We start from the raw sequence: 25,913 nt of genomic DNA on the forward strand, positions 1-25,913 counted from the left end.
AACTCAGATCAACTTCATTTGATAATTATAATGGAGCGCAATTTTCAACTGGTTTAGAAAGGTCTGTGGAGAATCCTAATTCCAATGTCGTTCTGACTGGTTGGGCGAATTTATTGCTCTCAACGGGCTGCCATTTAAACTGTCTGAGTGCTTTTTTAGCTGCGGAAATGAATCTAGTTCCAGGAATTGACTTAATTGTCTCAATATCTGTTGCTTTTCCTTCACTTGAAATCACAAACTCAAACTCTACACAACCACTTATCTCTTTCATTGCGGCACTAGACGGATAAACGGGCGCTACTTTCCTAGTATTATACCAATATAGCTCGACATCCTTTTTAGAAGAAGTTAAATCAAGAATAGGCTTTTCTTTTGTGCCATCAATCCCCTGCTGTGATGCACAACCAGTTAAAAATGCCGCCATCAACGCGATTGTAATTACCTTCATATGATTTCCTTATATTTAAGTGAATATTTTTTTAAAGCTATTTTTTAAATAAATAAAAGCCATAGCCTAATGTATCTCTTCCCGACTCAAGGTAAGTATCAATCCATGAGTCTAACTGCTGAGCCTTTGATCTCAGTGCTTCATTATTTGGGGATTCCTCTAACAATGTTTGTGTGTGCATCACACGACCCCACTCAAAGTTATCCCAGTCCTCATCACTGCTCGTCGTCGCATATAAAGCCGTAAAACCGACTTTTCGCGCTTCCTTTATATTATCGTGATGCGAGTGATATATATCCTCTGTGACACCAAGTATATCTAAATACCCTTTCTTCGGCGGCTGCTTCCAGTAGCACTCCCCCAGTAGAAGCTTGCCATTGGGTTTTAATAAGTGATACGTCTCAGATAATGCACAAAATAACGCATTCGAACCTTTTCCATACGCATGAGTAGCGCCATTGCAAATTATTAAATCAAAGTGATTTAAAGGTAGTTCTAGCGCTTTAATCTCTTTATTAATAAACTCAAAGCGACTTGACTCAAAGTGTGTCAATGCATAATTATATGCTTGTTCAATAAGCACATTATCAACATCCACTCCTACCACATGGACATCATAGGCTGCCAAAACCCGATGTAAAAACTTACCATTTCCACACCCAACCTCTAACACATTTGATGCTGGGGGTAACTGCAACCTTGCAATTAAACCCTGTGCTTTCGCTTTCCCTAAAGGACTATTATATTCCATTTATTAATTACCCCATACAGATACAGCGAAAAGGTAACACAAATATCTATAAAATGTAAAATCAAGGTGTATTTACAGAATGAAACGACTAATACGCTGACGTACTAGTCATACTGTTATGCAATCGGCATAGATACGCTTCGCCATTGATGGTAATCAAATTATTGCAGTACAGGGGTAGGTAAAATCGATTTACGAGGTGAGATCGGAGAGTTAAATGGCTCAATCTATCCAACAAAAATTAAATAAAATGACACTTTGGCGAAAGATCATATTCGCTTTAATTTTAGGCTTAATGATTGGATTAATACTCTCTCCTAAAGGGCTAGGTGCTCTCAATGAGCAAAACGCACAACAGGTTGCTTTATGGGTTGCTTTGCCAGGGAAATTATTTTTAGCCTTGATCCAAATGGTCGTCATTCCACTGGTCATGTCATCTATTATTTTAGGCATTGCGGGAAATCAAGATACTGAGTTTTTAAAAAAGGTTGGCCTGCGGATCTTTCCTTACTTTGTAATAACAACCATCATCTCGGTCAGTATCGGTGTAGCAATTGCGGCAGTCATCACACCAGGTTACTTTGTCGATGGTAAATTATTAAAAGATCTCGGAGTAAATGCCGTTGCAATATCTACCGAGATTAGCGCCTCGAGCATACCAGAAAGAGTCGCAGCCATGATCCCCGCAAACTTCACTCAGTCTGCGCTCGACAAAGATATGTTTGCTGTTGTCTTATATTCCGGCTTTATTGGCGTAGCCATGACTTCTCTCGTTATAAAGCAAAAAAGTTTACTGCTCGATATTACAGAGTCGGTACAGACACTCTCTCTCAAAGTTGTTAATTGGGCAATGAAACTAGCGCCTTTGGCAGTATTTGGCTTATTGTGTGATATCACAATACGAATTGGCGTTGAAGCATTGATTGGCGTTTCCGCATATGTCATGACCGTTTTATTAGGTTTAGTGGTGCTACTATGTGTTTATTTGCTGCTGGTTTTTATGGTTGGGAAAATTCCACCCTGGCAATTCTTAAGTACAATTAAAGATGCTCAACTTCTTGCTTTTTCTACGTCAAGCTCAGCTGCTGTGATGCCACTATCTATGAAAATTGCAGAACACAAGTTACACGTAAAAAAGCCGATTGCGCAATTTATCATCCCGCTTGGCGCGACCATCAATATGGATGGAACGGCACTATACCAAGTCATTGCAGCCCTATTTTTAGCACAAGTGTTTGGTATAGAATTGTCACACAGTCAAATCATACTGTTAATGCTGACTACGGTTGGTGCATCAATTGGCTCTCCAAGTACACCTGGAGTGGGCATTGTGATACTCGCTTCGGTATTGACCAGCTTTGGTATTCCCCCCTCTGGCATTGCACTGATTTTGGGTGTAGACAGAATTTTAGATATGTGTAGAACAACGCTGAATGTCACAGGAGATCTCACCGCATGCCTATTAATGAATCGATGGCTAAGTAAAGCCGTGTAAAGCACATCTACACTTATTAATTGGTATTAGCAGCCATTGTTTGTTTTCATCTAACAACGCCACCAGCATTGTGCATCTTTGCGCCATGCTATATAACCTGTTGTACTAAATTAAGATATTATCTTTCTTTAATCATCATTTTGTAAAAATCTACACCAGCACCATCGCCTCAACTCAAATGTTAATCACTTAAACCATGTAAATTTATGCAAGTACTTGTATAAATTTACACACATGCTAATGTACAAGTACCTGTATAATTTTAAGATGTATCATGAGTTCATATTTAGAGAGCTTAGACCAAGCATTTTTGGCGCACTTTTGTCGACGTTTATCAGACTTAATCAGCGAGCAAGGCACCGCCGCTATTCAAAGTTATGGCATCACCGTACCTAGCACTGCGATATCCAGCATGTATTTCCTAGAGAAAAACAGCGGCGTGACTGTCGCTGAATTAGCCGAAGCGCTTTGTGTTACCCATCAGATGGCGACACAAAGAATACATACTCTGGTCAAGCTTGATTTAGTTTGTCGACAACCTAACCCAAAAGACAAGCGCGCAAAAACACTGCATTTAACCGAACTTGGTCAGCAAGAAGTGATGCAATTAAAGCCTTTGACGTCAAAAATGACTGAAGTATTCACTGAGCTCACTAAACAAATCGAATGTGACTTATTACAAAAAGTGCGAGAAGCTGAAAAAGCACTCATCGAGACGACGCTTATGCAACGCCTCGAAGCGTTGGATAAATCACAGTATTAAAACAAACATCAAATTATATAAAGGATGGCGATATGAAAGCGTATATTTCTTTATTACTTTTACTCTTAAGTGGCTGTTCAATTCACACAGAGCGCACCCTAAACACGGACTCCACGAACAGCGAGACATCATTGCCAAACACCGTGCTCACTAAACTCAAATGGCACCACGGAGCTCAACATTGTGACGCATCACAAGAGGCTGCCCATGATATTTATCAGCATGATGCAAGCACTTATATTATTAGACAAAGCAAGTGCTTAACATATGAAGCGCCTTTTATTTATGTATTGGTTGGCCAGCAAGCTATTTTGGTTTTAGACACAGGCGCTTTGGGAGAGGACACTTCGTATAACTTGTATCAAACACTAGAGAAACTGTTAGGTAAAAAGCAACTCTCAGACAAAGAACTGCTCGTTATACACTCGCATGGACACAGTGATCACCACCAAGGTGACTGGGCTTTCGACAACCAACCGAATACAACACTTATCCGACCTTCAAAGACTGCGTTACACGCCTACTTTAAATTTCAAAGATGGCCTGATGAACAGGCGCTCATCGACCTTGGCGGTAGAGCCTTAACAATTCTGCCCACACCAGGCCACCAAGAGGAAAGTCTGAGTATTTATGATCCGAAAAATAAATGGCTATTAACAGGCGACACACTTTACCCCGGATATATCTATATAAAAGACTGGAACGCATACAAATACAGTATCAATAAGCTGAGTCAATTCGCAAAAGATAACGCAGTGAGCGCAATATTAGGCGCCCATATAGAAATGAAAAATATACCAAAACAGTATTACCCAATTGGTTCAACGTATCAGCCTCATGAATCATACTTAGATTTAGACGTGACACAACTTCATATGCTCAATGACGCGTTGCATACAAACCAAGCTCCAACCGAGTTAGTATTTGACCGATTCATTATCAAGCCGATGAGCTTATTTCAAAAAACCATAAGTAATCTGGCTAGACGGTTTAAAGACTAGGCATTCATCAATTAAAGTAAACGATACAAATCAACATAGCTTAAAAAGCCAGGTCGTATGGGCTTACCAGCCAGCGTTGTATTGACATCACCCATAGATAGTGAGTGTTAGGTAACTGCCCATATACAGGTATGGCAATGTAAAATCATAATCCCTTCATAGCTATGCGGTTCCAATGTATTTATCTGCTCTGATATAAGTAAATTTGCAACAGCAACCGACTTTTCTTTTCATTTTAAATTCGTTAGACTTTGTTCCGGTACAGGGAATAATCAACCAAATTGGACGGCTTAAAGCAAACACTGTATTACCCATACTCGTTTCATACGTTATCACACACAAGTAATAGATTTTCCCATCTTTCACATCCATAACTAAGAAGAAACAATCAATGGACAAAAATCTGCTACATAGCCTTGAGATAGCGCTATCCCAAAGCCCTGAAAACTTGCACTTAAGGTTTACAATTGTTCAAGCATATTTTGAAAACAACGAACTTGAGCGCGCATATGAACTACTTAAGGATATTGAGCTAGGCACACTAGATCAAATTCAACAGCCCATAGCTGCGAAAGTATTCTTAGCAATGGAGCAACCCGAAACCGCACTACAGACACTTACACTCACGACGCCAGATATCAATATAATCCGATCACAGGCATATAATGCTTTAAACGACTTGGTAAGTGCGAAGGCATATTATGAACAAGCGATTAGTGACAACCCGGCTTTAGAAGATCTTGAATATGCAAAAATATTGCGTTCAGACATCATTCCTTCACCCGCTGACAAAAAAGTGAAATTACGTGTTATTTCAAATGACGATACTGATACGATTGAAGTAACACGTGTCATTCACCCACCAAAAGACACCATTACATTTGATGACGTCGGCGGATTAGACCAAGTTAAAAAACAGATACGCAAGAAAATCATTACACCATTTCAAAAACCTTCTCTGTTTAGCAAGTTCAGGAAAAAAATAGGTGGCGGTATTCTCTTATATGGTCCCCCAGGTTGCGGTAAAACTTTACTCGCTCGAGCAACAGCCGGAGAGTGCAATGCAACGTTTTATAACGTGGTCATTTCAGACATATTAGATATGTATATTGGGGAGTCTGAGCGCAAACTTCATGCTATTTTTGAGCAAGCCCGAGCCAACACGCCAGCAGTCATTTTCTTCGATGAAATAGAAGCCTTAGCAGCCAAGCGTCAGCACACTAGAGAAGCAACGTCATCAAAATTAGTAAGTCAATTTTTATCTGAGTTAGATGGTTTCGCGCAAGATAACCAAGGCGTATTGGTACTTGGGGCAACCAATGTCCCGTGGGCAATTGATCCCGCATTTCGACGTCCAGGTCGATTTGATCGCGTTGTGTTTATTGCACCACCGGATCAAGCAGCACGCGTCGAGATAATAAAAGGGCTATTGAAAGATAGGCCAGGCGGCGAGTCAATCAACGTAGAAAAAATTGCCAATCAAACAAGCGGCTTTTCTGGTGCAGATTTAATGAATTTAATCGAGTCAGCAGTCGATGAAGCTATTGATGACTCTATTGCAAACGGGCTAGAAGTCCCTCTGAATCAAAACCATGTGAATGGCGCAATGAACATTAGCAAACCAACCACATTAGAATGGCTCACTATGGCCAGAAATTATGCTAAATATGCAAATGATGCTGGGCAATATGACGAAGTAATGGCTTTTTTGAAAAAGTATGGAAAATAGCACGATGCATGGATATCAAATAATCGATGAACCTAGGAGCAACAAGCTCTCTCATACAACCGTAGATCCAATGTGGCCTTTACTTGGCTTTATGCTCGGTGGTCCTTTGTTTAGCTGGGCATGGTCAGCGCTCAACAGCTTCGCTTTAAATAGCCCCTCTCGTAATAAAGAGCTAGTTATCATTGGCAGCGCTTTTATCTCTTTTTTTGCTTTGTACACAGGCGTAAGCGTATTGCAAAGTAACGGTGCGGTTAGCGGCATCAATCCGCAGTATATTAACCTGTTCATCATCAGTATAGAGCTTGTCTTTTGTTACAAGATTTTTTTAATGCAAAAAGAAAGTTTTGATATCTATGAGTATTTTGATGGCAAAGTTGCAACGCCAGTGTTCGGCCTATTCTTGGCCCTATTTTTTGGTAAGAAACTTGAAGTATTTGCCATAACTCATCTACTAACGGGTGCACAATAATGGATTACGACGACAACTCAATAGACAACTTAATTGAGCAAGCCTCACAACGATACCGTTATGGTGACTATAACGGTGGTATAGAAGCACTCAAAGCCGCTTTGTCCATCGCACCTAACAATGGGGTCCTACATAGCTATTTGTCGTTTGGCTTAATAAAGCAAAAGCGGATTTTTGCCGCTGAGTATGAGGCAAAATTAGGGTTAGAGCTCGACCCAAACTCGGCGTATGCCCACTACGTATTGGGCTGCTTGTTGCACGTTAAAAAAGATTATCAAGCTGCATTAACTCATCTTGAGCAAGCCATTGCCCTCGAACCAGAAAACCCGAGTTTTTTAGAAGCGCTCAGTGCAGTGCTGTTAGATAAAGGACGTCTTGAGGAAGCAAAATCTACGCTAACGCGCGCACTAGAGATTGCCCCTGATGACCCAGATGTTTTGGCGAAATTTGGGGACTTGTGGCTTAACTTAAACGACTTGAATCAAGCACAAGCCTATTATAATGAAGCGCTGATGATCGAACCTCAACACAGCGGCTCATTGATAGGTAAAGGGCATTGTTTATTGCGTCAAGGTGAGATCACAGAATCCAAAGAACACGCAATATGGGCTTTGCAACAAGATCCAAATGACCATAATGCCCTGACATTGTTAACAAATATAAAAGCTCGACAAAATGCCGCGATGGGCGTTTGGTGGCGATTAAATACTTGGCTTATCAGCGGGAGTAATACCAGAACAATATTATTGCTCATTACCGCCTATATTGTCTTTCGCGTGTTCGCCATCGGTCTAGACGATGCCGGATTTGAAACCATAAGCTCCGTAGTATCAATGCTTTGGTTAGGCATTGTTGCTTACATGTGGGTAGGCCCTGTCTGGTTTGATAAAAAACTAAAAGCGGAATTAGAAACCGTTACACTTGATAAAACTTTCTGATAGACAGTTTTACGTTATTATTTTTAATCAAAAAGGTCTGTCGTGAGATTCAAGCTTTATTATGGAGTATCGGTTTTTAATGTCTTACTCATTGTTTTGGCTGCAATATATGGAATACTGACCAAGTCTCACTTCGTCAGTTTTATTGATTTGAATATGGCTCGACATATGCTCATAGCCGGTGCCGTTGTAGCGCCCATGTTATGGTTAGGCTTGGCGTACTCAACCCGATGCCCTCACTGTAATGGCAAAGCGCTGCCATTTTTCAATCAGATATCTAAAAAGCCACAGCTAAGTGAGCCAATACCCAAATTATTGAGGCCTTTTTCTTTCATGGTGGAGGCCGAGTTTTTTGCAAACTATTGCTATTGTATTGAATGTAATGAAAAAATCATTTTCAAAAAAGGGTCACACCTCTCTAATAGTGAACAGTCTAACGTAGATAGCTAAAATCTGCGTTAGACTATGCTCTAATCGATGATTCATTAATAGGCCGATACAAGAAGTACCGGCTTTTCAATCCACTGCAAAACCAAATACATCTCAGCGCCATCAGCATGATTGCCTTAAAAATACTCACATCGCTTACACATGCAAAAAGGTTAATTTAAAAAGGTGTAATACTGTCGCTATCTGGGACTTAAATTTAAATTAGAGATTAATGACAAAGCACTTGATTGAATATAACTGGTGACTACCTAAAAAACATATCAAAAGGCATGCTTGGTAAACGCCCAGCGATCGAGATATAAGAAAACCCAAGCGCGACACCAAAACTACCAATGCAATGAAACCAATTAAGTAATTCTTCAGACTCTGTACCAATTAACCCCAATAATTGAAAAAACGAAGCCCCCCAAAACAGCAGTGCAGCGAAACCTGCAAGTAGTCTAAAGAAAGGACGTATAGTTGCCATGCTGGTCATGCTCCACGGTACATTTATCGGTGAATGATATGTTTTCAAATCCAGAGGTAAAAAAGCCGGTGGCATACGCTATCGGCTTTTCCATTGTTCATATGCTACAGCATATAAGGGTTATCGCTATTTTGATTTGAGTTTTGACTCGGCGCAGGCAGTCGCTCAATACGTGCGAGACGCTCTAGAATCACATCCACTTTGCGACCAAACTCCGGATCTAGGGTGCTTGATTGCTCAGCCTGTTGCATCAGCGAAGGTAAAACCGTGTTGACCAACTCACTCAGCGCAAGTGCCACTTCCTCACTCGGTTTAGACTGCTGTGAGCTGATAACTTGCTCTCGTAGTTGGACAACTAACTGCTCTAAAACTGAACTTTGAACTTGTGTTTGTGAAGTCAGTTCATCTTGGTGTTGTTGCAGGCTCCCTGACACACTTGAAAGTTGCTTTGCCGTTTGATGCTGGCTTGACTCAAGCGCTTCTTTGAATTTAAGCCCTAACGCATCTTGGCTATGCATTAACTCTCGACTAAGCCCAGATAAAGCGGTCGTCAAATCAGACTTATCAGCAATCGTCTTTAACGCGTCATTTTGTTGCGCTAACAGCTCGGACTGACGTGTGTGGTGTGCAACTGGGTTTTGTGCTTCCAACACCTTAGCCATATGATCCAACTTGCTGGAAACCCCCTCGACTAACGCTTGCTGATGTTCAACTGATTGCTCTGCATACGACTGCTTAAGCGTGTTTTGTGTACTTAACTCACTGCATACCTTCACCAATTCATCAGCTAACTTTGTTAGCTCTGCACCTTGTTTTGCCATTACTTCACTGTGTTTTAAAGCACTATGCTCTGCACTGCTAATCTGACTGTCATGTTGGTGCTCAATTGCGTTGGTAAGCAGCTGTAACCGCTCAGACAGAGCCTCTGTTAAAGCATGTTGTGAAGCAAGTCTATTGACCGCCCTTTGCTCATCACGCTGTGTTTGCTCTGAATAACGTTCTGACTGGGTATTTAAAGCATCAGTGAGCTGTGCCAAAGCATCATTCACCTTACTCACCAGTGTCTCAGTCGCATTCATACCTTGATGCGCTATTTGATCACTGTGCGCTTGGCTTTGCTGATGCTGTTCCGCCAAAAGCCCCGTTAGCTGCTCAAAGGATGCTGTCAGTGGTGACTGTTGCGCACTGCGTTCAATCACATTGGCCACCGACTGTATGCTGTGGTTGGCGTCTTGTGCACTGATCGCATGATTAAGCGATTCAAATAAAGCAGAGTAATTATGACTTAACTGCTCTTTGTCCAGCTTTGTTGCAATGCTATTGAGTGACTGATTTAGCTCGCCTAATTGCTCGACAGCAAGTAATACAGGGCTACCTGCATCATTGGCTCGGTTAAGCAGCGCGTAATCATCTAAGATCTGTTGCCAGCGTGCACTTGCCTGATCGTCCAACGTCCCCCGTAGCTCAGCGAGTTTAAGGAGGTTTTCCTCACTGCCTTTACTGAGCGTTTGCGCCTCACCACGGTAATGGTCTTGAATGAGATTCTCTAATTCTTCATCATTCATTGCCGCCACCACTTTTTCAGCCATCTTATTCATGTTTCGATAACTGCCTTGTAGCTTAAACGGCGGCTCAATACGATAATCATCGTCTTGCGCAGCAGAGGCAATATACTGGGCATTCACTTTTAAAACCGTATTTCTTATCTGGATCAGCTTTTGTAGTACAGATACTATTTCGTTTGCTTGCGCCTGCGAATAGTTATGCTCCAACTCGTTCAAAGAGATATCTTCACCTTGCGCAATACGCACCAATTTATACAAATCCTGCATGTTTCGATTGGCAAGTGGCGCAAGTACCGCATTTGAGGTGAGTGCATTTTCGATAAAGCTCATCGCAAACTCTTGCTCACACCCCGATAAGGTATCACCTAAGTTGTAAATATCGGCACGGTTGGCCAACATATCTGGAATTTTAAAGCTCTCGCCAGATTCTGTGTAAGGGTTGCCCGCCATCACAACGGCAAACTTTTTACCACGTAGGTCATAAGTTTTACTGCGACCATTCCATACCCCATCGATACGCCTAGAGCCATCACAGAGTGAAATGAATTTTTGTAAAAATTCCGGATTGGTATGCTGAATATCATCCAAATAAAGCATGACGTTATTGCCCATTTCAAAGCTCTGATTGATTTTTTCAATCTCTTTTGCGGCCGTTGCATTGATCGCTTGGCCTGGGTCGAGTGACACCTGATCATGACCAATTGAAGGACAATTCACTTTGACAAATGTTAAGCCAAGTCGATTCGCAACATATTCGATCAGCGTCGTTTTACCATAACCCGGCGGAGAAATAAGCAATAACATCCCCATTAAATCGGTACGCTTGTTATTACCTGACGCACCAATTTGCTTCGCAAGGTTATCACCAATAATTGGAAAGTAAACTTTATCAATCAGCTGGTTACGAACAAAAGAGCTCAATGGTCTGGGCTTGAATTCATCAAGCTGCAAGCGCTCCTTTTGCTCAACCAAAATATCAGACTTAATTTCATGGTAGTGACTAAAACCACGAACATGTTCAGCCAAATATAGCTCTGTACGCGCAAAAAATTCCGAGTATTCAAGCGTTAATGTTTGCTCATCAATACGAATATGTTGACCTAACAGCCCATTAACTTGATTAGAGATGGTCACATCTTGCGCGGTAAATTTAGCCGTTTTTAAATGCTGTAATAGCACCATATTGGCCGCCTCAATCAATTGATCGGGACTGACCTCAGTATCATGCTGTTGCCCATAGGCATTAAGCCAGCTGGTTGACATAATGGCTTGATCTTGCAAATGCTCCAGTGCCTGCAGCGTATCTTGTAGTGAGCCTGCAAACCCTTTACTTCTGGCGACACTGTTAAATTGCTCTGCTAGCTTTTTGACCGTATTAGAGGTCGAAAAAGTGAGCTCTTTTTTACTCTGCGCCAATTCTTTAATTAAATATTCAGCACTTAACTGCCCGGATAAGGCTGACGTATAACCCAGATAACGGTTTAACTCGGTTTGTGCAAACTGAGTGATCACCTCACCAAGTTCAGTGGCTAGCTGTACTTTAAATCGCGCATCACCTAACAAGGTCTCCATCAATTCAGCCTGTTTAGATTGCTCCCGCCACTTGATTAATTGCTTGTCATCACATTGGCTTGCATACAACTGTGCGACAATTCGCGCTGAAGTAGGATATATCAATAATCCTAATGCCTGCTTTTGTGCCAGCAAGTTTTGTAATATCAGGGTTGCATCATGGTCATGTATGCCTTTTTCATAACCTTCTTGGTATCTAGGCTCTGCAAATTTTTGCACTAATGTGAGCAGTGTACCCTCACCTATCGCCGCATTTAACTCATCAAGCGTCAGTGCGTGAGTAGGGTCTGTAGCCGCAGTCAGTACTTGCGCGGCTAAAAACTCACCACGATATATGTCGTTATTTTCAGAGACTAAATTCTGCTGCCAGTATGGACGATAAGCCAGCAAAGTCTCACGAATACTTTTATCCCCAATCGGCTCAAAATACTCCGTACCAGTCAGATGAAACATTAAGTCTTCGTCACGAGGTAATAAAGTCAGATCAAGTTGCTGCTTGTTAACACCAAAATTGTGCTTACCAATTTTGACTGAGTTGCCACCATCGCTATATATATCCTGCTTATCACGCAGTGAGCGGACCCCCTGATCTTTGGCGGCTTTTAACTTGGCTTGAATATCATCTGCTTTGATCTCATCACCGAGCTCTTTCAGCTCTTGCGTCAAACTACGTAATTTGCTGATCATCGGATCAGAAGCAAAGTAACTGTTGATTTCATCAATATCAGTGAAGTTTTGTGAGCGTCTAGTTACCCCTTGCAAAATACGCTCAGCGGCATTGGCCAAATTCAGAGCTCGGCGCTGCCTCTCATCTATCAGCTGCTGTTTATGTGCTTCAAAACTTTCATAAACATCATCACGCTTGGCCATGATCTCCGCAAGGTACTCGTCATACTCACTGAATTGAGATTCCAGCTCTTCTAATTGAATTAGCAAACGAGAGAGCTGCTCATCACATTGCTCTGGCGTACGTGCATTGTTCAAACTACTGGTAATACTTTGACTGAACAGCTTAAAGCGCGCTGCAAATTCCGCTTTTGCCTCAACGCTGCCAAGACTTTTTCGACGAATTTCAATACTGGCTTTTGCACGATTAACTAAACCATAAACGCCACTGACATCTTCGAGGATCTGGGTTCTAACACGGCTATCATCGATTTCTAAATCAAGCATGGTGTGATTGAGTAAATCAAGCTCATCACCCAGCGCATCTAACTCACTTAAAAACCCATTTAGCTCGGTGACACTCTCACTTTTCTCACTTAAACCGGTCAGTTCATCCAGTTTGTCATGATATGGCGCTAAAGCCGCTTCCTTTCGTAAAAATTGCGCGGTTGCTTTACTCAAATCTAAAGTTAGCGTATCAAGACGTGTTTGCAGCGCTTGTAATGCTGCTACGTCTATATATTTCACCTCTTCCAAGCTAATAATTTTACCTTTAAGCAATTTCAGCGCTTCAAGGCCTGTGACAAATTCAGTTGCGAGCTTAAAACTATCAGGGCGAATATCCTTGGTAATCGCTTTATACTCTTGCTCAATATCTGCCAACGCTTTTTTGGCGGTTTCTTGTATTTGGCTGACCTTCTCAAATTCATCCAAAACCTGCTCAGAGGTTTCAAATATCTCATGCAATTGGGTATTGAGCGGAGCAAAGTCTGGCTCTGTCAGCCAATGGTATCTATCTAAGATACTACGTGTTAAGGAGATCAAACTTTCATAGTGAGAAACATTAGGGTTTTGCTCACTGATGGCCTTGCAGACACTATATAGATCTGAAATACCACGGACCAAATCTGGATTACCAATTTTACCCAACATACTGCTTGGTGTCGGGGCATTGGCAGCAAATTCAACAGAGCAAAATGGACTGTCCCAGATCTGAATCGGGTGAACACGCTCTGCCTCTTCTTTTTCGGCTTTGAAGGTGATGGTTAAACCATCTTCATAAACACCATAACCATGACAGTAGATTGGGTTTTGAAGGCTTTTCTCGATCAGGTTATAAGCAAATAATGCGTAGCGCCCTTCGCTCGGCTCATAAAAAACATATAATACATCTTCGCCATTGGGCGATTTAATTTGCTTATGAAATTCTAAGTTTTCAATGTGATCTTCAAACGAACGCGTCTGCCCTGATTGTAAATAGTAGCCCCCTGGGAAAATAATACCGTGGTCATCAGGGAGTTGTACGCACGCATCGGAAATGGCATCTTGGCGGATGACATTTTCGGTCACACAGTTAAAAATATAATAACGCCAAACCTTTTCTCGATAAGGGAGCACTTTAAGTAAGATGATTTCGCCAAGCTTCGCATACTCCACATCACAGTCAGCGAGAGATTGGTTTTTATCTTCGACTGGCTCCGCATAGATCCCTTCGCCACTTTCAGTGTTATTCTCGATTTTAATGGTTAGATCACCGCCAACCGTCTCAACAAATACGGTATCAAGAATATTAATATGCCCATGACGACCTTCTACATGGTTACTTCTATCCGTTTTTATCCACTCAAAATCATAATCTTGGCCGTTACTTAAATCACGTTCACCACGATTATCTATGTAATCTAGGGTATTATCTGCCGCAATCTCCCAGCGAAAAACACGCACATCAGTGAGCTTATCACCGATTTGAAATAACGCGTAAAGCTTGCCATTTTGCTGAAATAAATGCTGTAAGCGGGTTTCTTTGTAATAGGTATATAACTCGTCAAAATCTCTCAAAAATCGATTGTCTGTGAGAAACTTTGTTTCACTTGGGTACGCTTCTACCTCATAGTGCTCATCTTGTTGAACCAATTTTTGAACACTGAACACATCGCCTACTTGGGTATTCTTTTTCAACCCTAAAAATACGTTGTAAGCAAAGATGAGTTTATCACCAATGAGCACGATATCTCGCGGTATACAATTGTGCTCGGTTCTTACTCTCGCACGCCCTTTCACTTTGATTTCAGTGCTGCCAAAGGTATCAATACGGTTTTGGTTGAGTAAATCAATGTCTGTGCGCAATTGAGCACCCGAATTACTCAAACGACGTTTGATTAAATCATAAGAGCCCTGTTCTAGTGCGGCATTATTTGCAGAGTCCGTCATAGTCTACTGTCCTGTTATACAAGGAGGGTAATTAGAAAGGTAAGAGCATGCTAGAACGCATGCTCTGTTAGTCATTTCAATCGACGCTTAACTCTGCTCGTTTGACTCAACTTGCTTTGAGCTACCGTTTAACGTACTACCAAGTAACGCCAAAAGTTGCTGCTTCTCAGCATCGCTACTATTTCCTAACTGACTAAAAAACTTACTCATTGCGACATTTTTCATCGTTTCTGATGACGCATTCGCACCACTTAAAACACCTTTTAGGTCATCCATGATATTTCTTTCCCCATTTAAATGATCTTTAAATAAGGTTTGAACTGTATCACTCTCACCCACTAAGCCATCAATTGACTTACCGAGTGTGATAGCCTTCATAAACTGATTAAAGAACTGACCATCGCCACCCATGATGTTGATATCTGCGCTACCCAGTGTTTTACTCAGTACTTCAGATTGATGCGCTGCAATGTCTTTTTCAGCCTCTAATTTAGCAAGCATTAACTCTTTTTGCTGGTTAAGCTGCAACGTAAAGCTTTCATAATCTCGCGCCGACTGATCCATCGCATTTAACGCTTGTAGCTTCTCTTCAAGGCCTTTTGCTTCTGCTGACATACGACGTTCAAGTGTCTGCGCTTCCGCTTCACCTTGTTTCTCAATTGCCTCAGCCATTGCTGACTGAACTTCAGCATCTGCAAAACCGATGTCACGTTTACCTTGTGCTTCTGCCGCCAGTTTTTGTTGCAATACTTGTGCTTCCGTTTCACCTTGCAGCGCGTTTGCTTCTGCTTTTGCTTTGGTGACTTCGGCTTCAGCTAAACCAGCTGCCGCTTTTTCTGCACGTTCCGCTTCCGCCAACACTTTTTTCGACTCAGCCGTTTGATTTGCGATACGCAGCTCCGCTTCAGCCATTTTTTCAAGCTCTCTCGCCTTGAACTCGGACGCTTGCTCTTGCGCTTTGGCCGCTTCAATATCTTTGACAAGTGCTTCTTCAGCCTCTGCTTTGGCTTTAATCACAATCGCTTCTTTCTCTCGCTCTGCGGCTGCCAATGTTTGCACATCTTTAATACGCTCTTGTTCTTCTGCAACCGTTTTCTCAACCGCTACTCTGTCACGTAATACCTCAGCAATTTCTTTACGTTCTACTTCAAGCGCTTTTTCTTTATTAATGCGCATGACTTCTGTTTCTTTCTCACGCTCAATCACTTCAATTTCGCGAGAGCGCGCCACTTTTTCTTCTTCAATGGCCAGTACACGAAGACGGTTTTGCTCAGCGATGTCAATTTCACGCTGCTTATTTTGTTCAGCAATTTCAATTGCTTCATCCGCTTTTAAGCGCGCATCTTCCGACTTCAAACGCTCTTCTTGCTTCACCCGCTCAGCTTCAGCAGTCTCTCTTGCACGTACCGTCTCAATCTCACGCTGCTGCTTTGCTTTCGCATCTTCTTTTTGACGCTCAATTTCCAATGACTTCTCTAACGCAGCTTGGTTTTGGATCTCTATTTGCGCTTGCTCATCACACTTCAGTTGGTTGGTTTGAACGTTTTGCTCTGCTGTTTTTTCAGTAATACGACGGATCCCTTCGGCATCCAGAATGTTGTTCTCATCTAGCTTATGAATAGACGTTTGCTCTAGGTAATCAATCGCAACGTCTTCTAGTGTATAACCAGATAAATCCTGACCAATGACTTCTTTAATTGCATCTCTAAACTGATTGCGGTGTGTAAACAGTTCCTCAAAATTCATTTGCTTACCCACTGTTTTCAACGCCTCTGAGAACTTAGCTTCAAATAACTCTTGCAATGTCTCAGGCTGAGAAGCGCGGGCACAGCCAACTTGCTTCGCTACACGCAAGATATCCTGTTTATTTTCATTGACGCGAATATAAAAAGTAATTGCAATGTCGGCGCGAATATTGTCTTTACAAATAAGGCCACTGTTTTCTCGACGCTCAAGCACCATGCGCTTAGTTGAGATGTCCATCACTTCCATTTTATGAATAACAGGATAAACAATCCCTCCTGTTGTCGTGACATCGGGTTCGTTTTTCATTTTATTGATAATGAGCGCATGCCCTTGATCCACTTTTCGATAAAACTTCCCCACGATTAAAATAATCGAAAAAATAACGGCGATAACTACGCCCACGATTGTTAAAATTGGTCCTAGATTATCTAAAAATTCCATGTGTGTTCCTAAATTTTATAATTATTCCAAACCACGGCTATGTTTGTTTTCACGTAGAGCTGCCATGGTATATTTTCCCCAATTACCATGCTGGAAATGTGAGAAGTTGATTAAATTTTTTTAACGACTTTATTCGTGATGATTACCAAGGTTTTTCAACAACCAAGTAACTGTTTCTATTTGTATCGTGTTCAATGAGTAGCGCAACATCTCCAAGTGCGAACACCCCCTCCTCATCTGACCTCACCTCTATCAGTTGCTCAGTGCCTTGAAACTGAACTTTTGCTTGACCAAATTGGTCAGTGACCTTACTCGTCGCAATCACACATTCAAGACCAATAAAGTCATTTTTAGATGCCGCCTCTTTACTGTCAAAAAAGCGTCTTAAAGGTTTAACCAATAAAGCGGTTAAAGGAATAGACGCGACTAAACAAGCAAGCATCATCGCGCCGCCAAGCAGGTAAAACATCACGCCATCACCTAATGCATAAGCAAATAGCTGATGTGCATAGAAGCTTGCAACCCAACTAATAAGCACCACTAAACTAATTGAAATAGTCAGCGGTACACCACCAAATCCCATTTGAAAAAAGGAGTCGCCTCCGCCTTCAACGTCAAGCTCAACGTCACCTTCAAGCATATCGATATCAGCAAAACCCAACAGCGCAATTAGCCAAAAAATAATGACAATGAGTAATAAAGTGGTAAACACCACGGTGGGAAAAGTAAAAATAGTATTGAGAAAGTCCATAATCTATTGTGTTCCTATGAGTTAAGGGCTATTCAAACCACGTGTACTCTTTAAAATGTGCTACTTGCTATCTTTCACATGTTGGATAAGCAAATCAGCAACCTTTTGCTTTACCATACGTTTATCACCGTCAGGAATGTCAAAACGCTGTGCCAGCAACCCTATTTCCTCATCGCTTAGATTAAAACTAAGCCTTTGGCGCGTTTTTTTTGATTTGATTTCCAACCCAAGGATCCGGCGGATCATATCCGATGGCGTGAGCTCCTCATCAATTGCATTTTTCTTAATAAACTTTTGCACTTCGGAGCTTAAGTCAAAAGCAAGTTGCGTGGCTCTCACCGCCTTTTCTTGCTTTTGCCAAGTTTTTTTATTTTCACTCATCCGTGTTACTTATTTTGTTTTGCTCGGATCCGAGCCAGTACGTCGGCACCCTTTGTTGCTTCTTCACCAATTCCAGCAGCGCGCATTTTATCATTAAGTGATTTGTCATTGCTTTCATCAACTAATTGCTGTGCCGCATCGAGTTGATCTTGTCTGTCCATTTGTCGCTGTTTGATGCGCTCCAATGACTGCTTTGCTGATGTCATTGCAGAGTCACCTGAAGCCATTGTATCGTTCACTGCCATGGTTGCTTTTTGCACGCTTTCTGTGGTTTTAACCATGCTCAGTTGGCGTTGATTTTCAACAATGGTTTTTTCCGCTTGCTTAATTTGTTCTTTAAGTTTGCTCACATTCGTCGAAAATGTATTCAGCACTTGTTGCTGCTCTGATTTTTCTTGTTCAAACTCAGCTATTTTTCCTGCAATTTCAAGTGCTAAGGTTTCTTCATCTTTGTCTAGTGCTTGTGCAGCATACGTCTCGTGCTTACCAATCTCTTCATCAAGGCTTTTAATAGCACGTGAAGTTTGTATCTCTTTTGCCATCACTTCTGTCAAGCTTCGTTTTGCCTCGTTTAAAGCAGCTTGAGCATCTCTGATCTCTTGCTCAAAAATACGGATTGCATTGGCATCAACAATGCCTTCGCCTACTTCGTTTACACCACCCTTAACCGCAGTAAATAACTTTTTTAAAATACTCATGCTTAATACTCCTTATTATTCGGTCAAATAATCACTAATTGCATCTAACGCATCTATCGAATTGGCAGATAAAGTAACGATTTCATGGCCAAGTTGCTCAAGTGTTGAATTTGTAGAAAGCGCACCAAAAATTGCGTATTTGTTATCAATTTTTGCAAATGCGCTTAATGGCATAGGTACATTTAGGCGCAGTAGCGTATCGTTTAATTCAGCTTGCTTTTGTGCAGTTATTTCTTGCTCTGAAAACAAATAACATATACACAGAATTTGCTCTTCTGTTCGAGTAACAAAAATTGGAAGTTCGTCATTTCCATCAACAATGACTTGTAGAACGTCTTGTCCAACATTGTTGATAAAAAAGGATTCAAAACTGGCACCTTCAGTTTCATACTGAGAAAGTTTGAGGGAAAGCTCATTTAATTCCATATAACAGATTCCTTATATCTAATTGGCTTTTTCCGTAAGTAAAAGCCGAACTGTTTTTATGAGTTAACAACTTTAGATTTGCACGTCATGACATAATATGTCAATAGCATTTTTGAAAAAAACGCAAGTTTACTTGCCTACGCTGTAAAAGAGATGCCCAAGAGTAAAAACTACATGGCCGCTATTTATAACAGCTATTTTATACGAGGTAAAATTAAGATATTCATATAAATAACAACACCTTATAAAAATCATTTATGGTTGTAAAAAAGCGATGTGGTTTTAAAGTTGGTGAGTATTAACGAAAGGTACAAATCTTTATGGAGCAACGAACAAGCCTCGTCACTCCTAAAAATATTAATTGCTTCGTAATCTGGCAATTAAATTATTTTTCACCGCAGGCCATTCATGAGACAAAATCGAATAGATAGCAGTGTCCCTGATTGAACCATCAGGCATAACTTGATGGCTTCGTAACACACCATCTAACTTTGCACCTAGTTTTTCTATTGCGGATCGAGAAGTTTGATTGAAGAAGTGTGTTTTAAACTCTAATGAGAACGCGCCTTTGGTGTCAAAAAGATGAGACATAAGTAAGTATTTGCTTTCAGTATTAACGCCTGTTCTTTTTACAGAATCTGAGTACCAAGTATAGCCAATGGATGCTCGACGATGCTTTTCTTTTACGTCATAAAAACGGGTTGTCCCAACCACCTTTCCGTCATGTTTAGTTTTCACAACATATGCCATTTCCCCGTGTTCCATTGCTGCTATCGCTTTATGAACATACGCTTGCATGTCCTCTGGCGCTGGCACTGCTGCGTACCAAAGTTGCCAACTTTGGCCATCCTTTACAGCTTCTTTTAACTCATCACAATGGCTAGCTAACAATGGTTCCAAAACAACGAGCTCACCGACAAGCGCCTCACTTGTTAACCACATATTTAAACTCCTTTCATTGAACACTTTATTCAATTATAAAGGATATAAAAATGAGAAACAGCACCTTAAAAAGGAACAACCTGAATTAATCTATGCGGATAACCTTTCTGATAATATGCTTATGTTGCTTGGGTGTACAAGATTGATAATCAAATTCATGATAAGCAAGGCCATTATTATTATCTAATTCATAACATAGGTACTGCATGCCAGTATTTAGATAAGACGTTTCATTGTGCACCGCTTCCCAAGCATCAGCCAGCAGCGCTGCGAAATCGCCCTCGAGCTGCTCTCCAACGATCTTTTTCATTTCTAACGACGAAAATCTACAACCAGCTTGTCCTTGCTCACTTTTAACTAACCTTGCTCTGTTTTTAGTTTGCTCAACCAACTGATTATCGTGGATATCACGCTTGACCTCTTCTAACTCATTTAAAACGATGATAGAAATATCTCGAATGATGTGAGTTTGTATTAATTGGAAAACATCTTGTGAAGTGTAATTACCGAGAGAAACAACATGGTTTATAATTTCTAACAAACGCTTGTCTGGCAAACTTTCTTGAGATAAATACATGCCATAATCAGGATCATTAAAAACAATAAACTCAAAAATCCCCTCCGTTACTTCAGGAGAGAACGCAATATGCTTTTCAGGATAAACAAAGGTCGCCAAAAAACTATCAAACCCTTGCATAAATGTGACAGTCAGATTGCCGGATTCAGTAGACTCAACACCAATAATATAACCACACTCCACGGAAGTGGCACAATCATTTTGAGAAGTGGCTACCTGACTCTTAAAATAAATACGATATTGACCATTATGCATTACAACCAACTTCCCTCTCTATCCCGGCTTTTTGTCTTTACCTATAATACAACGCATCACTTTATGTTCGCCAATAAAGCAAAAACGTATTGACTTAATCACAGTGATATCAAATTCAGCGCAGGCAAAATTTATGCTTCTTGTTCAGATATTAATCTAAAGCCTAATACCTATAATGTAAACATTAAATTTACATGACAGGTAAGAATTCATTTGAATTGGCAATATGGAGGAGGTATGGCGTGATCGTTTAATCACTCAATGCAGACAAAGTTATTAATTTAATAAGGCAAACCGCATATTAAATACACCATCAGCCACCTCTTCTATCTCGATAGATGCAGAATGACGGTACAAGTTTAGCTGCGTCAGGAGTTTTGTTCGATCTTCATCCGATGCACTATTTTCGTCCAAAAGTAATGTCGCATTAATATAGTGCTTGTTTGACCCAGCATATTCACACGATTGAGAATCACGCTCTTCATACTTAATTTGTTCAATAAATTTCTGATCCATAGCACATCTTTATTCTGAGTTATTCAACACTCATAACTATATAAAAGTCCTTGTAACCCAACTATTACAAACTATTACACGAGTAGCAAGTTTAATCTGCGCAACTCCCTTCATCAAAGTAAAAGCAAGCCACTAAAACACGTGACCGAACTTGATAAACGTAAAGAGGTTACTGAGTATTTAAATACAATGGTTGTAAAGGCCCTGAAGTAACCCACTCAACCATCACTTGGCGTTGGCTTATTGAAAACATACGTTGACCGTTATCATCCACTTCAGAATTCATAAAGCTCATAGACAAATCACTATTTTTGCAGCTCGTTGAATGCTTACCATCACAAGTCAAATGACTATGTGTATTCTTATCGGTTGGCATACCGTGCGTGTGTCCAATTAACCCCAATAAGTGCCCTAATTCGTGTGTAAATGTTTTACCCTCATCAAACCTTGGCTCTCTTGGCTGAATAACCCCAAATGCCGTGTGCGCTACCACCACACCCATTACCCTATCTTCCACCAAACCAGGTATATTTGCTCTGCCCACCAACCCGAGCGTCCCATTGAAATCTCGCGCATAGCCAACCCAAACATTGAGATATTGATCGGTTGGCCACACGTCAATTCCACCTTTTTCTGACTTAGCATAGGCATGTTCAGCACTAATAACACTTAGATTCGCAACTTTACGGTTTATGCCGGAATGGGGGTTACCGTTTGGATCATGAGACGCCAAGTAAAGCTGGATCCCGGTATCTGCTATATATGGCTTAAATTGCTCATCGATTGATTCAAGCTCATTATAATTCATCCCCCGAAAGTGCTTATTTGTCACCTCAATTTGCGACATAATTTGCTCGTCACTGATCTCCACATATTCATTTTCTAACACGTGTACAACAACAGGTAACCGGATCCGTTCAATGCCCTCTGAAGGTAGCGGAAAGTGACTTTTAAAAGCAACAGTCACAGTGCAATCGGCAACTACAGCGTCAATTGTGTACTTTAAATCAACAAGGTAACCACCACATCCTGTTGTAGACTCAATATAATGATCACTATTTGGATTAACAGTAAAGTCGATCTTTCCTCCGTGAACGACCTGATAGCTTGGCTGTGCGGCCCACCCCCCTGATGATGTCTGTACTTTAACAGTATATTGAATCGGCTTAAATGTCGCTTCGATGGTGCAATTTTTATCTATACCCCCGACGCTAAAATTATAACCGTCTAACAGACCTCCACATCCAGAGATACTGGCCAGTTCATATCCTTGCTCTAACTCAATCTTAAATACTTTTGACCCATCGCCACTGATTCTCAAAGAAAGTGGAGTAATTGCACCGCCATCATTAAATGATGTCGAGACTAAATAGCGCTCAGGTGTTGGAATTGATGATCCTGGGGAATCAGATGAACTACTCCCTCCACATGCTGATAAAAGAGAAGATGATAGGATGAAAAGTATAGATTTGATATTGCACATTAAACTTATCCTTAAATTAAAAATGCGGCTAATTAACAACAATAACCAAGTTTATAGAAACAACCAAATTAAAATTTGTTATTTGTTGTAACGCACCTGGTTACTTATTACGTATTTAAATTTTAATCAAAACAGCTTTGTTGAATCATCACATTTATAATTCAAATCAATTCCCAAACCTAAAAGTAGAAAAAGCAATTATTACCCATCAAGATCAGCGACTTATTAAATTTAATTTCATTAAGACCTCAATATTTTCATATAAATTCATTAGGCCCATATTGCTGACATTCGCGCAAAACATGAAGGAATAAAAACACTTGCCATTTATTATTTTGAGAATAAAATACCCCACCTGTAGAGTTATAGCTCTACATGGTTAATTATTAAGGATGAACAATGAAAAAATTAATTACCTGTCTTTTAGCACTTTGCGCTTTTAATGCGTCTGCAACTCCTGAACAATTAAACGCACAATTGCTATCTAATAAAATAAAAATCGTCGCTTTTGGCAAAAGTGGTTGGGATGCTCGCTGGAGAGAACCAACATGTAGCGTGACAAAATCAGACAAAGACGAAAATGGCAGACCATACCTGACCAGTCATTACGATATGTGTACATGCCAAAATAGTATCCAAGCTAAATATTTAGTAGAAGATACACAAGATAACCCTAAAGATGAGCTTGTTATTTGCTACATTAATAATTAAGTTTACTGACACTAGGCCAGATAAGCGTCTGGCCTTATTTGAACATACCAAAGTCACTATAGATAAACAAAAAATTAAAAAACGAGAAAAATAGTCACGGCAACTTTAAGAATTTAATATTCCAACCACTTAATAACCCAGAGCAATAAAATTACCATAGACTCAGTTAAAATGTTACACTATAACAGTAATAACCATGAAGATAGAATAAGCTTCATAACCTATAGGTATTTAAATGTCACCACATCACTTAGAAACTTACATCAAATATAGTAAATTTGTCGCTGTTGCAGCCATTATTATCAGCATTGCCGCATGGGCTGTTGAGCTCGCTGGCGTCGTATACGTTTGCCCATACTGCAGGACGCAACGTACGGTAATTGGATTGCTGGGTATTCTTTTGCTACTTCCAAGCGCATCGCATTGGATTTCTAAATATATAGCACTGGTTATCGGTTTCTTTGGCGCAGTTGTCGCGGCTAACCAACACTTCATGGGATGGAAATCCATATCAGCTGGTAAATTTAAGTTTCATGAACACATCGCAATGGATCCGTTTTTATTGTCAGGCTTAGCCATGACAGGGATCATTGGTCTGGTTTTCTTAAACATAAAACAAACCAAAGCCAATCTAGAAAGTGATTTGCAATCCAAGTAAAGGAATGCACACGATTAGCACCGACCTATTCGTCTATGTCGGTGCTGAGCTCAATACAGCAAGATAAAAGCGCTATAATCCATAAACACTTGGGTTTCTTCCGTCTTTCAATATCAACCCTTCTAGCTCCTCTTTATACGCGATATCAGCAGCATCATTGTGCCAATACCACCTGCCAAATAGTTCAACCGCACACTTCATAATAGTGGCTGTCGAATGCCGCACGCCAGACTGACACAACATGATGTAAAACAGGTGATCTGCGACCGCCCTATCTAGCTCATGTGTATGGTATAACCAATCATGTACAAGCGCAGCTTGCATATACCTTGGGTTAAACGGCGTACCGACGAGGTAATATGCAACTTTAGGGATGCTCGCACCATCATATTGGAAAAACTTAGGCACCCAATGCACTTTGCAATCATGTTCATATGCAAAGTCTTCGACCAATTCATAGGCATTATTTAATTTATTTGAATGTGAAATACGTGCAGGCTTTAAATTCAGTGCGTCCATAACTACGGCCAATAAAGTGAGTTCTGAAGCTATTAATGCACGTTTAAGTGTCAGTTTTATGAGATGACTATCAATTTGAAATGTATTCAACGTGTGAGAAAAACGATGGCAACTCCAAATTGGAGTTGCCATACTGAGCAAGTAATACCATCCCTTGTTGTTATTATTTGATGGGATACCACACCTTCTTTGTGCAAAAGACAGTATGGTCAGTAGGGGTTTTAATTGTTGTTATGGTGCCCCTAATATGGCTGCAACTTGCGCCTCAACGAGGACCTATATTAGGGATACTCAGTGTGTTATGTCAACGTTAAAACAACATTAAATTTAATAATACAAGATTTTATTAATTTTTTTATTTACATACCAAATTTTGTCACTTTTAGAATTGCCTTTACGGCTTCTCCCCTTATTTAACCGGACACTCCCTGCCCTCCGCTTTCAACTTAAAAGCGTTACAATCTTAAAAAAGTGGAGAAATTACAGATATATGAGTGACATTCGAAGTTCAATATACCGTTGTGTACACCCCGTTATTAACACATCGGACAGTGTAACACTGTGGCAGGATAAAACTGCATTTTTGCAATATCGTGAGCTGATTAAACCCGATGACAAATATTGGTTAGTCAAGCTAGACCCATGCAGCCATGACAAGGCGTTTTTACACAGCTTACAGGTTTATCCAAATATTTCTTTTGAAGACAGAACACCCAATGCAAGTACAGTCTTGACACTAGAGTTAGAGATGCAAGACCCGATCTGGGAATTTGCGGATATCATATTTGTGCCACACTATATGGTAAACCTAGAAACAATCAACGCAGGGCAATCAACAGAACCCCGCATTTTGGCCAATGTAAATTTAACAAATAAGCGCAAAGCTATTATTCAATATCATATTGAAGCTGGCCACCCATTGACGGATTTATCTTTGCGTTCTGCTCTTTTCGAGTTCTTTATTCGTGGAAAAAATCTGCAAACAGGTCATTACCACACCACAGATGGGCCAAACACCTTTGCATTGGACTTTCTGAACCACAGCTAGGGGCTCAGCGCCCTATAA

General features: G+C 40.7%; 24 protein-coding genes. 10 read left to right on the forward strand and 14 right to left on the reverse strand.

Annotation, left to right across the window (positions count from 1 at the left end; all coding sequences use genetic code 11):
* Window positions 1-25: 25 nt before the first annotated feature.
* Window positions 26-448, reverse strand: coding sequence for an energy transducer TonB (locus N473_RS20160; protein WP_063369480.1), 423 nt, complete (start codon window positions 446-448; stop codon window positions 26-28).
* A 37-nt stretch (window positions 449-485) separates the two neighbouring features.
* The gene (locus tag N473_RS20165; protein WP_063369481.1) at window positions 486-1,199 is read right to left on the reverse strand and encodes a class I SAM-dependent methyltransferase; all 714 of its coding nucleotides are present in this window, start codon (window positions 1,197-1,199) and stop codon (window positions 486-488) included.
* Between the two features lie 217 nt (window positions 1,200-1,416).
* On the opposite strand from N473_RS20165, the gene N473_RS20170 reads away from it, so the two are divergent.
* From N473_RS20170 to N473_RS20200, 7 genes are all read left to right on the forward strand, one after another.
* A complete protein-coding gene (locus N473_RS20170) occupies window positions 1,417-2,694 on the forward strand; it encodes a dicarboxylate/amino acid:cation symporter (protein ID WP_063369482.1) in 1,278 nt (425 codons plus the stop codon).
* A 274-nt stretch (window positions 2,695-2,968) separates the two neighbouring features.
* Window positions 2,969-3,457, forward strand: coding sequence for a MarR family winged helix-turn-helix transcriptional regulator (locus N473_RS20175; protein WP_063369483.1), 489 nt, complete (start codon window positions 2,969-2,971; stop codon window positions 3,455-3,457).
* Between the two features lie 32 nt (window positions 3,458-3,489).
* On the forward strand, window positions 3,490-4,458 hold the full coding sequence (locus N473_RS20180) for an MBL fold metallo-hydrolase (RefSeq protein ID WP_063369484.1): 969 nt from the start codon (window positions 3,490-3,492) through the stop codon (window positions 4,456-4,458).
* 391 nt (window positions 4,459-4,849) lie between these two features.
* Complete coding sequence (locus N473_RS20185) at window positions 4,850-6,187, forward strand: ATP-binding protein (RefSeq protein ID WP_063369485.1); 1,338 nt, start codon at window positions 4,850-4,852, stop codon at window positions 6,185-6,187.
* The gene (locus N473_RS20190) at window positions 6,177-6,656 is read left to right on the forward strand and encodes a hypothetical protein (protein ID WP_063369486.1); all 480 of its coding nucleotides are present in this window, start codon (window positions 6,177-6,179) and stop codon (window positions 6,654-6,656) included. Before N473_RS20185 ends, N473_RS20190 begins: the two co-directional genes overlap by 11 nt.
* A complete protein-coding gene (locus N473_RS20195) occupies window positions 6,656-7,594 on the forward strand; it encodes a tetratricopeptide repeat protein (RefSeq protein ID WP_063369487.1) in 939 nt (312 codons plus the stop codon). The genes N473_RS20190 and N473_RS20195 overlap by 1 nt, the downstream gene beginning before the upstream one ends.
* Before the next feature lie 42 nt (window positions 7,595-7,636).
* A complete protein-coding gene (locus N473_RS20200) occupies window positions 7,637-8,044 on the forward strand; it encodes a hypothetical protein (protein ID WP_155735679.1) in 408 nt (135 codons plus the stop codon).
* A gap of 244 nt (window positions 8,045-8,288) precedes the next feature.
* On the opposite strand, the gene N473_RS20205 is transcribed toward N473_RS20200, so the two are convergent.
* The 11 genes from N473_RS20205 to N473_RS20255 all read right to left on the reverse strand — a co-directional run bounded on the left by N473_RS20205 (window position 8,289) and on the right by N473_RS20255 (window position 22,959).
* Window positions 8,289-8,510, reverse strand: a complete 222-nt coding sequence (locus N473_RS20205; RefSeq protein WP_155735680.1) for a hypothetical protein — start codon at window positions 8,508-8,510, stop codon at window positions 8,289-8,291.
* A 104-nt stretch (window positions 8,511-8,614) separates the two neighbouring features.
* A complete protein-coding gene (locus N473_RS20210) occupies window positions 8,615-14,743 on the reverse strand; it encodes a DNA repair ATPase (protein WP_063369490.1) in 6,129 nt (2,042 codons plus the stop codon).
* A gap of 87 nt (window positions 14,744-14,830) precedes the next feature.
* Window positions 14,831-16,930, reverse strand: a complete 2,100-nt coding sequence (locus tag N473_RS20215; RefSeq protein ID WP_063369491.1) for an SPFH domain-containing protein — start codon at window positions 16,928-16,930, stop codon at window positions 14,831-14,833.
* Between the two features lie 142 nt (window positions 16,931-17,072).
* Window positions 17,073-17,681, reverse strand: coding sequence for an OB-fold-containig protein (locus tag N473_RS20220; RefSeq protein WP_063369492.1), 609 nt, complete (start codon window positions 17,679-17,681; stop codon window positions 17,073-17,075).
* A gap of 60 nt (window positions 17,682-17,741) precedes the next feature.
* Window positions 17,742-18,062: a hypothetical protein gene (locus N473_RS20225; protein WP_039610775.1), complete on the reverse strand. Its 321-nt coding sequence runs from the start codon at window positions 18,060-18,062 to the stop codon at window positions 17,742-17,744.
* A 5-nt stretch (window positions 18,063-18,067) separates the two neighbouring features.
* Window positions 18,068-18,760 carry a PspA/IM30 family protein gene (locus tag N473_RS20230; protein ID WP_063369493.1) on the reverse strand — a complete coding sequence of 231 codons (693 nt, stop codon included), beginning with the start codon at window positions 18,758-18,760 and terminating at the stop codon, window positions 18,068-18,070.
* Between the two features lie 15 nt (window positions 18,761-18,775).
* A complete protein-coding gene (locus N473_RS20235; protein ID WP_039610773.1) occupies window positions 18,776-19,186 on the reverse strand; it encodes a YjfI family protein in 411 nt (136 codons plus the stop codon).
* A 357-nt stretch (window positions 19,187-19,543) separates the two neighbouring features.
* Window positions 19,544-20,128 (reverse strand): GNAT family N-acetyltransferase, encoded by a 585-nt coding sequence (locus N473_RS20240; RefSeq protein ID WP_063369494.1) that lies wholly within the window; start codon window positions 20,126-20,128, stop codon window positions 19,544-19,546.
* A gap of 85 nt (window positions 20,129-20,213) precedes the next feature.
* A complete protein-coding gene (locus N473_RS20245) occupies window positions 20,214-20,960 on the reverse strand; it encodes a hypothetical protein (RefSeq protein WP_063369495.1) in 747 nt (248 codons plus the stop codon).
* A gap of 276 nt (window positions 20,961-21,236) precedes the next feature.
* Window positions 21,237-21,476, reverse strand: coding sequence for a hypothetical protein (locus N473_RS20250; RefSeq protein WP_063369496.1), 240 nt, complete (start codon window positions 21,474-21,476; stop codon window positions 21,237-21,239).
* A gap of 169 nt (window positions 21,477-21,645) precedes the next feature.
* Window positions 21,646-22,959 carry a M43 family zinc metalloprotease gene (locus tag N473_RS20255; RefSeq protein ID WP_063369497.1) on the reverse strand — a complete coding sequence of 438 codons (1,314 nt, stop codon included), beginning with the start codon at window positions 22,957-22,959 and terminating at the stop codon, window positions 21,646-21,648.
* A 399-nt stretch (window positions 22,960-23,358) separates the two neighbouring features.
* On the opposite strand from N473_RS20255, the gene N473_RS20260 reads away from it, so the two are divergent.
* On the forward strand, window positions 23,359-23,670 hold the full coding sequence (locus N473_RS20260; RefSeq protein ID WP_063369498.1) for a hypothetical protein: 312 nt from the start codon (window positions 23,359-23,361) through the stop codon (window positions 23,668-23,670).
* Between the two features lie 235 nt (window positions 23,671-23,905).
* Complete coding sequence (locus tag N473_RS20265) at window positions 23,906-24,328, forward strand: hypothetical protein (RefSeq protein WP_063369499.1); 423 nt, start codon at window positions 23,906-23,908, stop codon at window positions 24,326-24,328.
* Between the two features lie 72 nt (window positions 24,329-24,400).
* On the opposite strand, the gene N473_RS20270 is transcribed toward N473_RS20265, so the two are convergent.
* Window positions 24,401-24,979 carry a DUF1353 domain-containing protein gene (locus N473_RS20270; RefSeq protein WP_063369500.1) on the reverse strand — a complete coding sequence of 193 codons (579 nt, stop codon included), beginning with the start codon at window positions 24,977-24,979 and terminating at the stop codon, window positions 24,401-24,403.
* A gap of 358 nt (window positions 24,980-25,337) precedes the next feature.
* Here N473_RS20270 and N473_RS20275 point away from each other — a divergent pair, with 358 nt between their 5' ends.
* Complete coding sequence (locus N473_RS20275; RefSeq protein WP_063369501.1) at window positions 25,338-25,895, forward strand: hypothetical protein; 558 nt, start codon at window positions 25,338-25,340, stop codon at window positions 25,893-25,895.
* Window positions 25,896-25,913 lie beyond the last annotated feature (18 nt).

The organism is Pseudoalteromonas luteoviolacea CPMOR-1, assembly GCF_001625685.1.
GTDB classification, from domain to species: Bacteria; Pseudomonadota; Gammaproteobacteria; order Enterobacterales; family Alteromonadaceae; genus Pseudoalteromonas; species Pseudoalteromonas luteoviolacea_K.

What these genes read in the sequence shown, in the direction of transcription:
- N473_RS20255 (WP_063369497.1), bottom strand. Translation starts at nt 22,959, where the DNA reads ATGTGCAATATCAAATCTATACTTTTCATCCTATCATCTTCTCTTTTA.
- N473_RS20190 (WP_063369486.1), top strand. Translation starts at nt 6,177, where the DNA reads ATGGAAAATAGCACGATGCATGGATATCAAATAATCGATGAACCTAGG.
- N473_RS20160 (WP_063369480.1), bottom strand. Translation starts at nt 448, where the DNA reads ATGAAGGTAATTACAATCGCGTTGATGGCGGCATTTTTAACTGGTTGT.
- N473_RS20260 (WP_063369498.1), top strand. Translation starts at nt 23,359, where the DNA reads ATGAAAAAATTAATTACCTGTCTTTTAGCACTTTGCGCTTTTAATGCG.
- N473_RS20270 (WP_063369500.1), bottom strand. Translation starts at nt 24,979, where the DNA reads ATGGCAACTCCAATTTGGAGTTGCCATCGTTTTTCTCACACGTTGAAT.
- N473_RS20235 (WP_039610773.1), bottom strand. Translation starts at nt 19,186, where the DNA reads ATGGAATTAAATGAGCTTTCCCTCAAACTTTCTCAGTATGAAACTGAA.
- N473_RS20165 (WP_063369481.1), bottom strand. Translation starts at nt 1,199, where the DNA reads ATGGAATATAATAGTCCTTTAGGGAAAGCGAAAGCACAGGGTTTAATT.
- N473_RS20275 (WP_063369501.1), top strand. Translation starts at nt 25,338, where the DNA reads ATGAGTGACATTCGAAGTTCAATATACCGTTGTGTACACCCCGTTATT.
- N473_RS20185 (WP_063369485.1), top strand. Translation starts at nt 4,850, where the DNA reads ATGGACAAAAATCTGCTACATAGCCTTGAGATAGCGCTATCCCAAAGC.
- N473_RS20245 (WP_063369495.1), bottom strand. Translation starts at nt 20,960, where the DNA reads ATGCATAATGGTCAATATCGTATTTATTTTAAGAGTCAGGTAGCCACT.
- N473_RS20195 (WP_063369487.1), top strand. Translation starts at nt 6,656, where the DNA reads ATGGATTACGACGACAACTCAATAGACAACTTAATTGAGCAAGCCTCA.
- N473_RS20170 (WP_063369482.1), top strand. Translation starts at nt 1,417, where the DNA reads ATGGCTCAATCTATCCAACAAAAATTAAATAAAATGACACTTTGGCGA.
- N473_RS20230 (WP_063369493.1), bottom strand. Translation starts at nt 18,760, where the DNA reads ATGAGTATTTTAAAAAAGTTATTTACTGCGGTTAAGGGTGGTGTAAAC.
- N473_RS20210 (WP_063369490.1), bottom strand. Translation starts at nt 14,743, where the DNA reads ATGACGGACTCTGCAAATAATGCCGCACTAGAACAGGGCTCTTATGAT.
- N473_RS20240 (WP_063369494.1), bottom strand. Translation starts at nt 20,128, where the DNA reads ATGTGGTTAACAAGTGAGGCGCTTGTCGGTGAGCTCGTTGTTTTGGAA.
- N473_RS20175 (WP_063369483.1), top strand. Translation starts at nt 2,969, where the DNA reads ATGAGTTCATATTTAGAGAGCTTAGACCAAGCATTTTTGGCGCACTTT.
- N473_RS20250 (WP_063369496.1), bottom strand. Translation starts at nt 21,476, where the DNA reads ATGGATCAGAAATTTATTGAACAAATTAAGTATGAAGAGCGTGATTCT.
- N473_RS20180 (WP_063369484.1), top strand. Translation starts at nt 3,490, where the DNA reads ATGAAAGCGTATATTTCTTTATTACTTTTACTCTTAAGTGGCTGTTCA.
- N473_RS20220 (WP_063369492.1), bottom strand. Translation starts at nt 17,681, where the DNA reads ATGGACTTTCTCAATACTATTTTTACTTTTCCCACCGTGGTGTTTACC.
- N473_RS20205 (WP_155735680.1), bottom strand. Translation starts at nt 8,510, where the DNA reads ATGGCAACTATACGTCCTTTCTTTAGACTACTTGCAGGTTTCGCTGCA.
- N473_RS20215 (WP_063369491.1), bottom strand. Translation starts at nt 16,930, where the DNA reads ATGGAATTTTTAGATAATCTAGGACCAATTTTAACAATCGTGGGCGTA.
- N473_RS20225 (WP_039610775.1), bottom strand. Translation starts at nt 18,062, where the DNA reads ATGAGTGAAAATAAAAAAACTTGGCAAAAGCAAGAAAAGGCGGTGAGA.
- N473_RS20265 (WP_063369499.1), top strand. Translation starts at nt 23,906, where the DNA reads ATGTCACCACATCACTTAGAAACTTACATCAAATATAGTAAATTTGTC.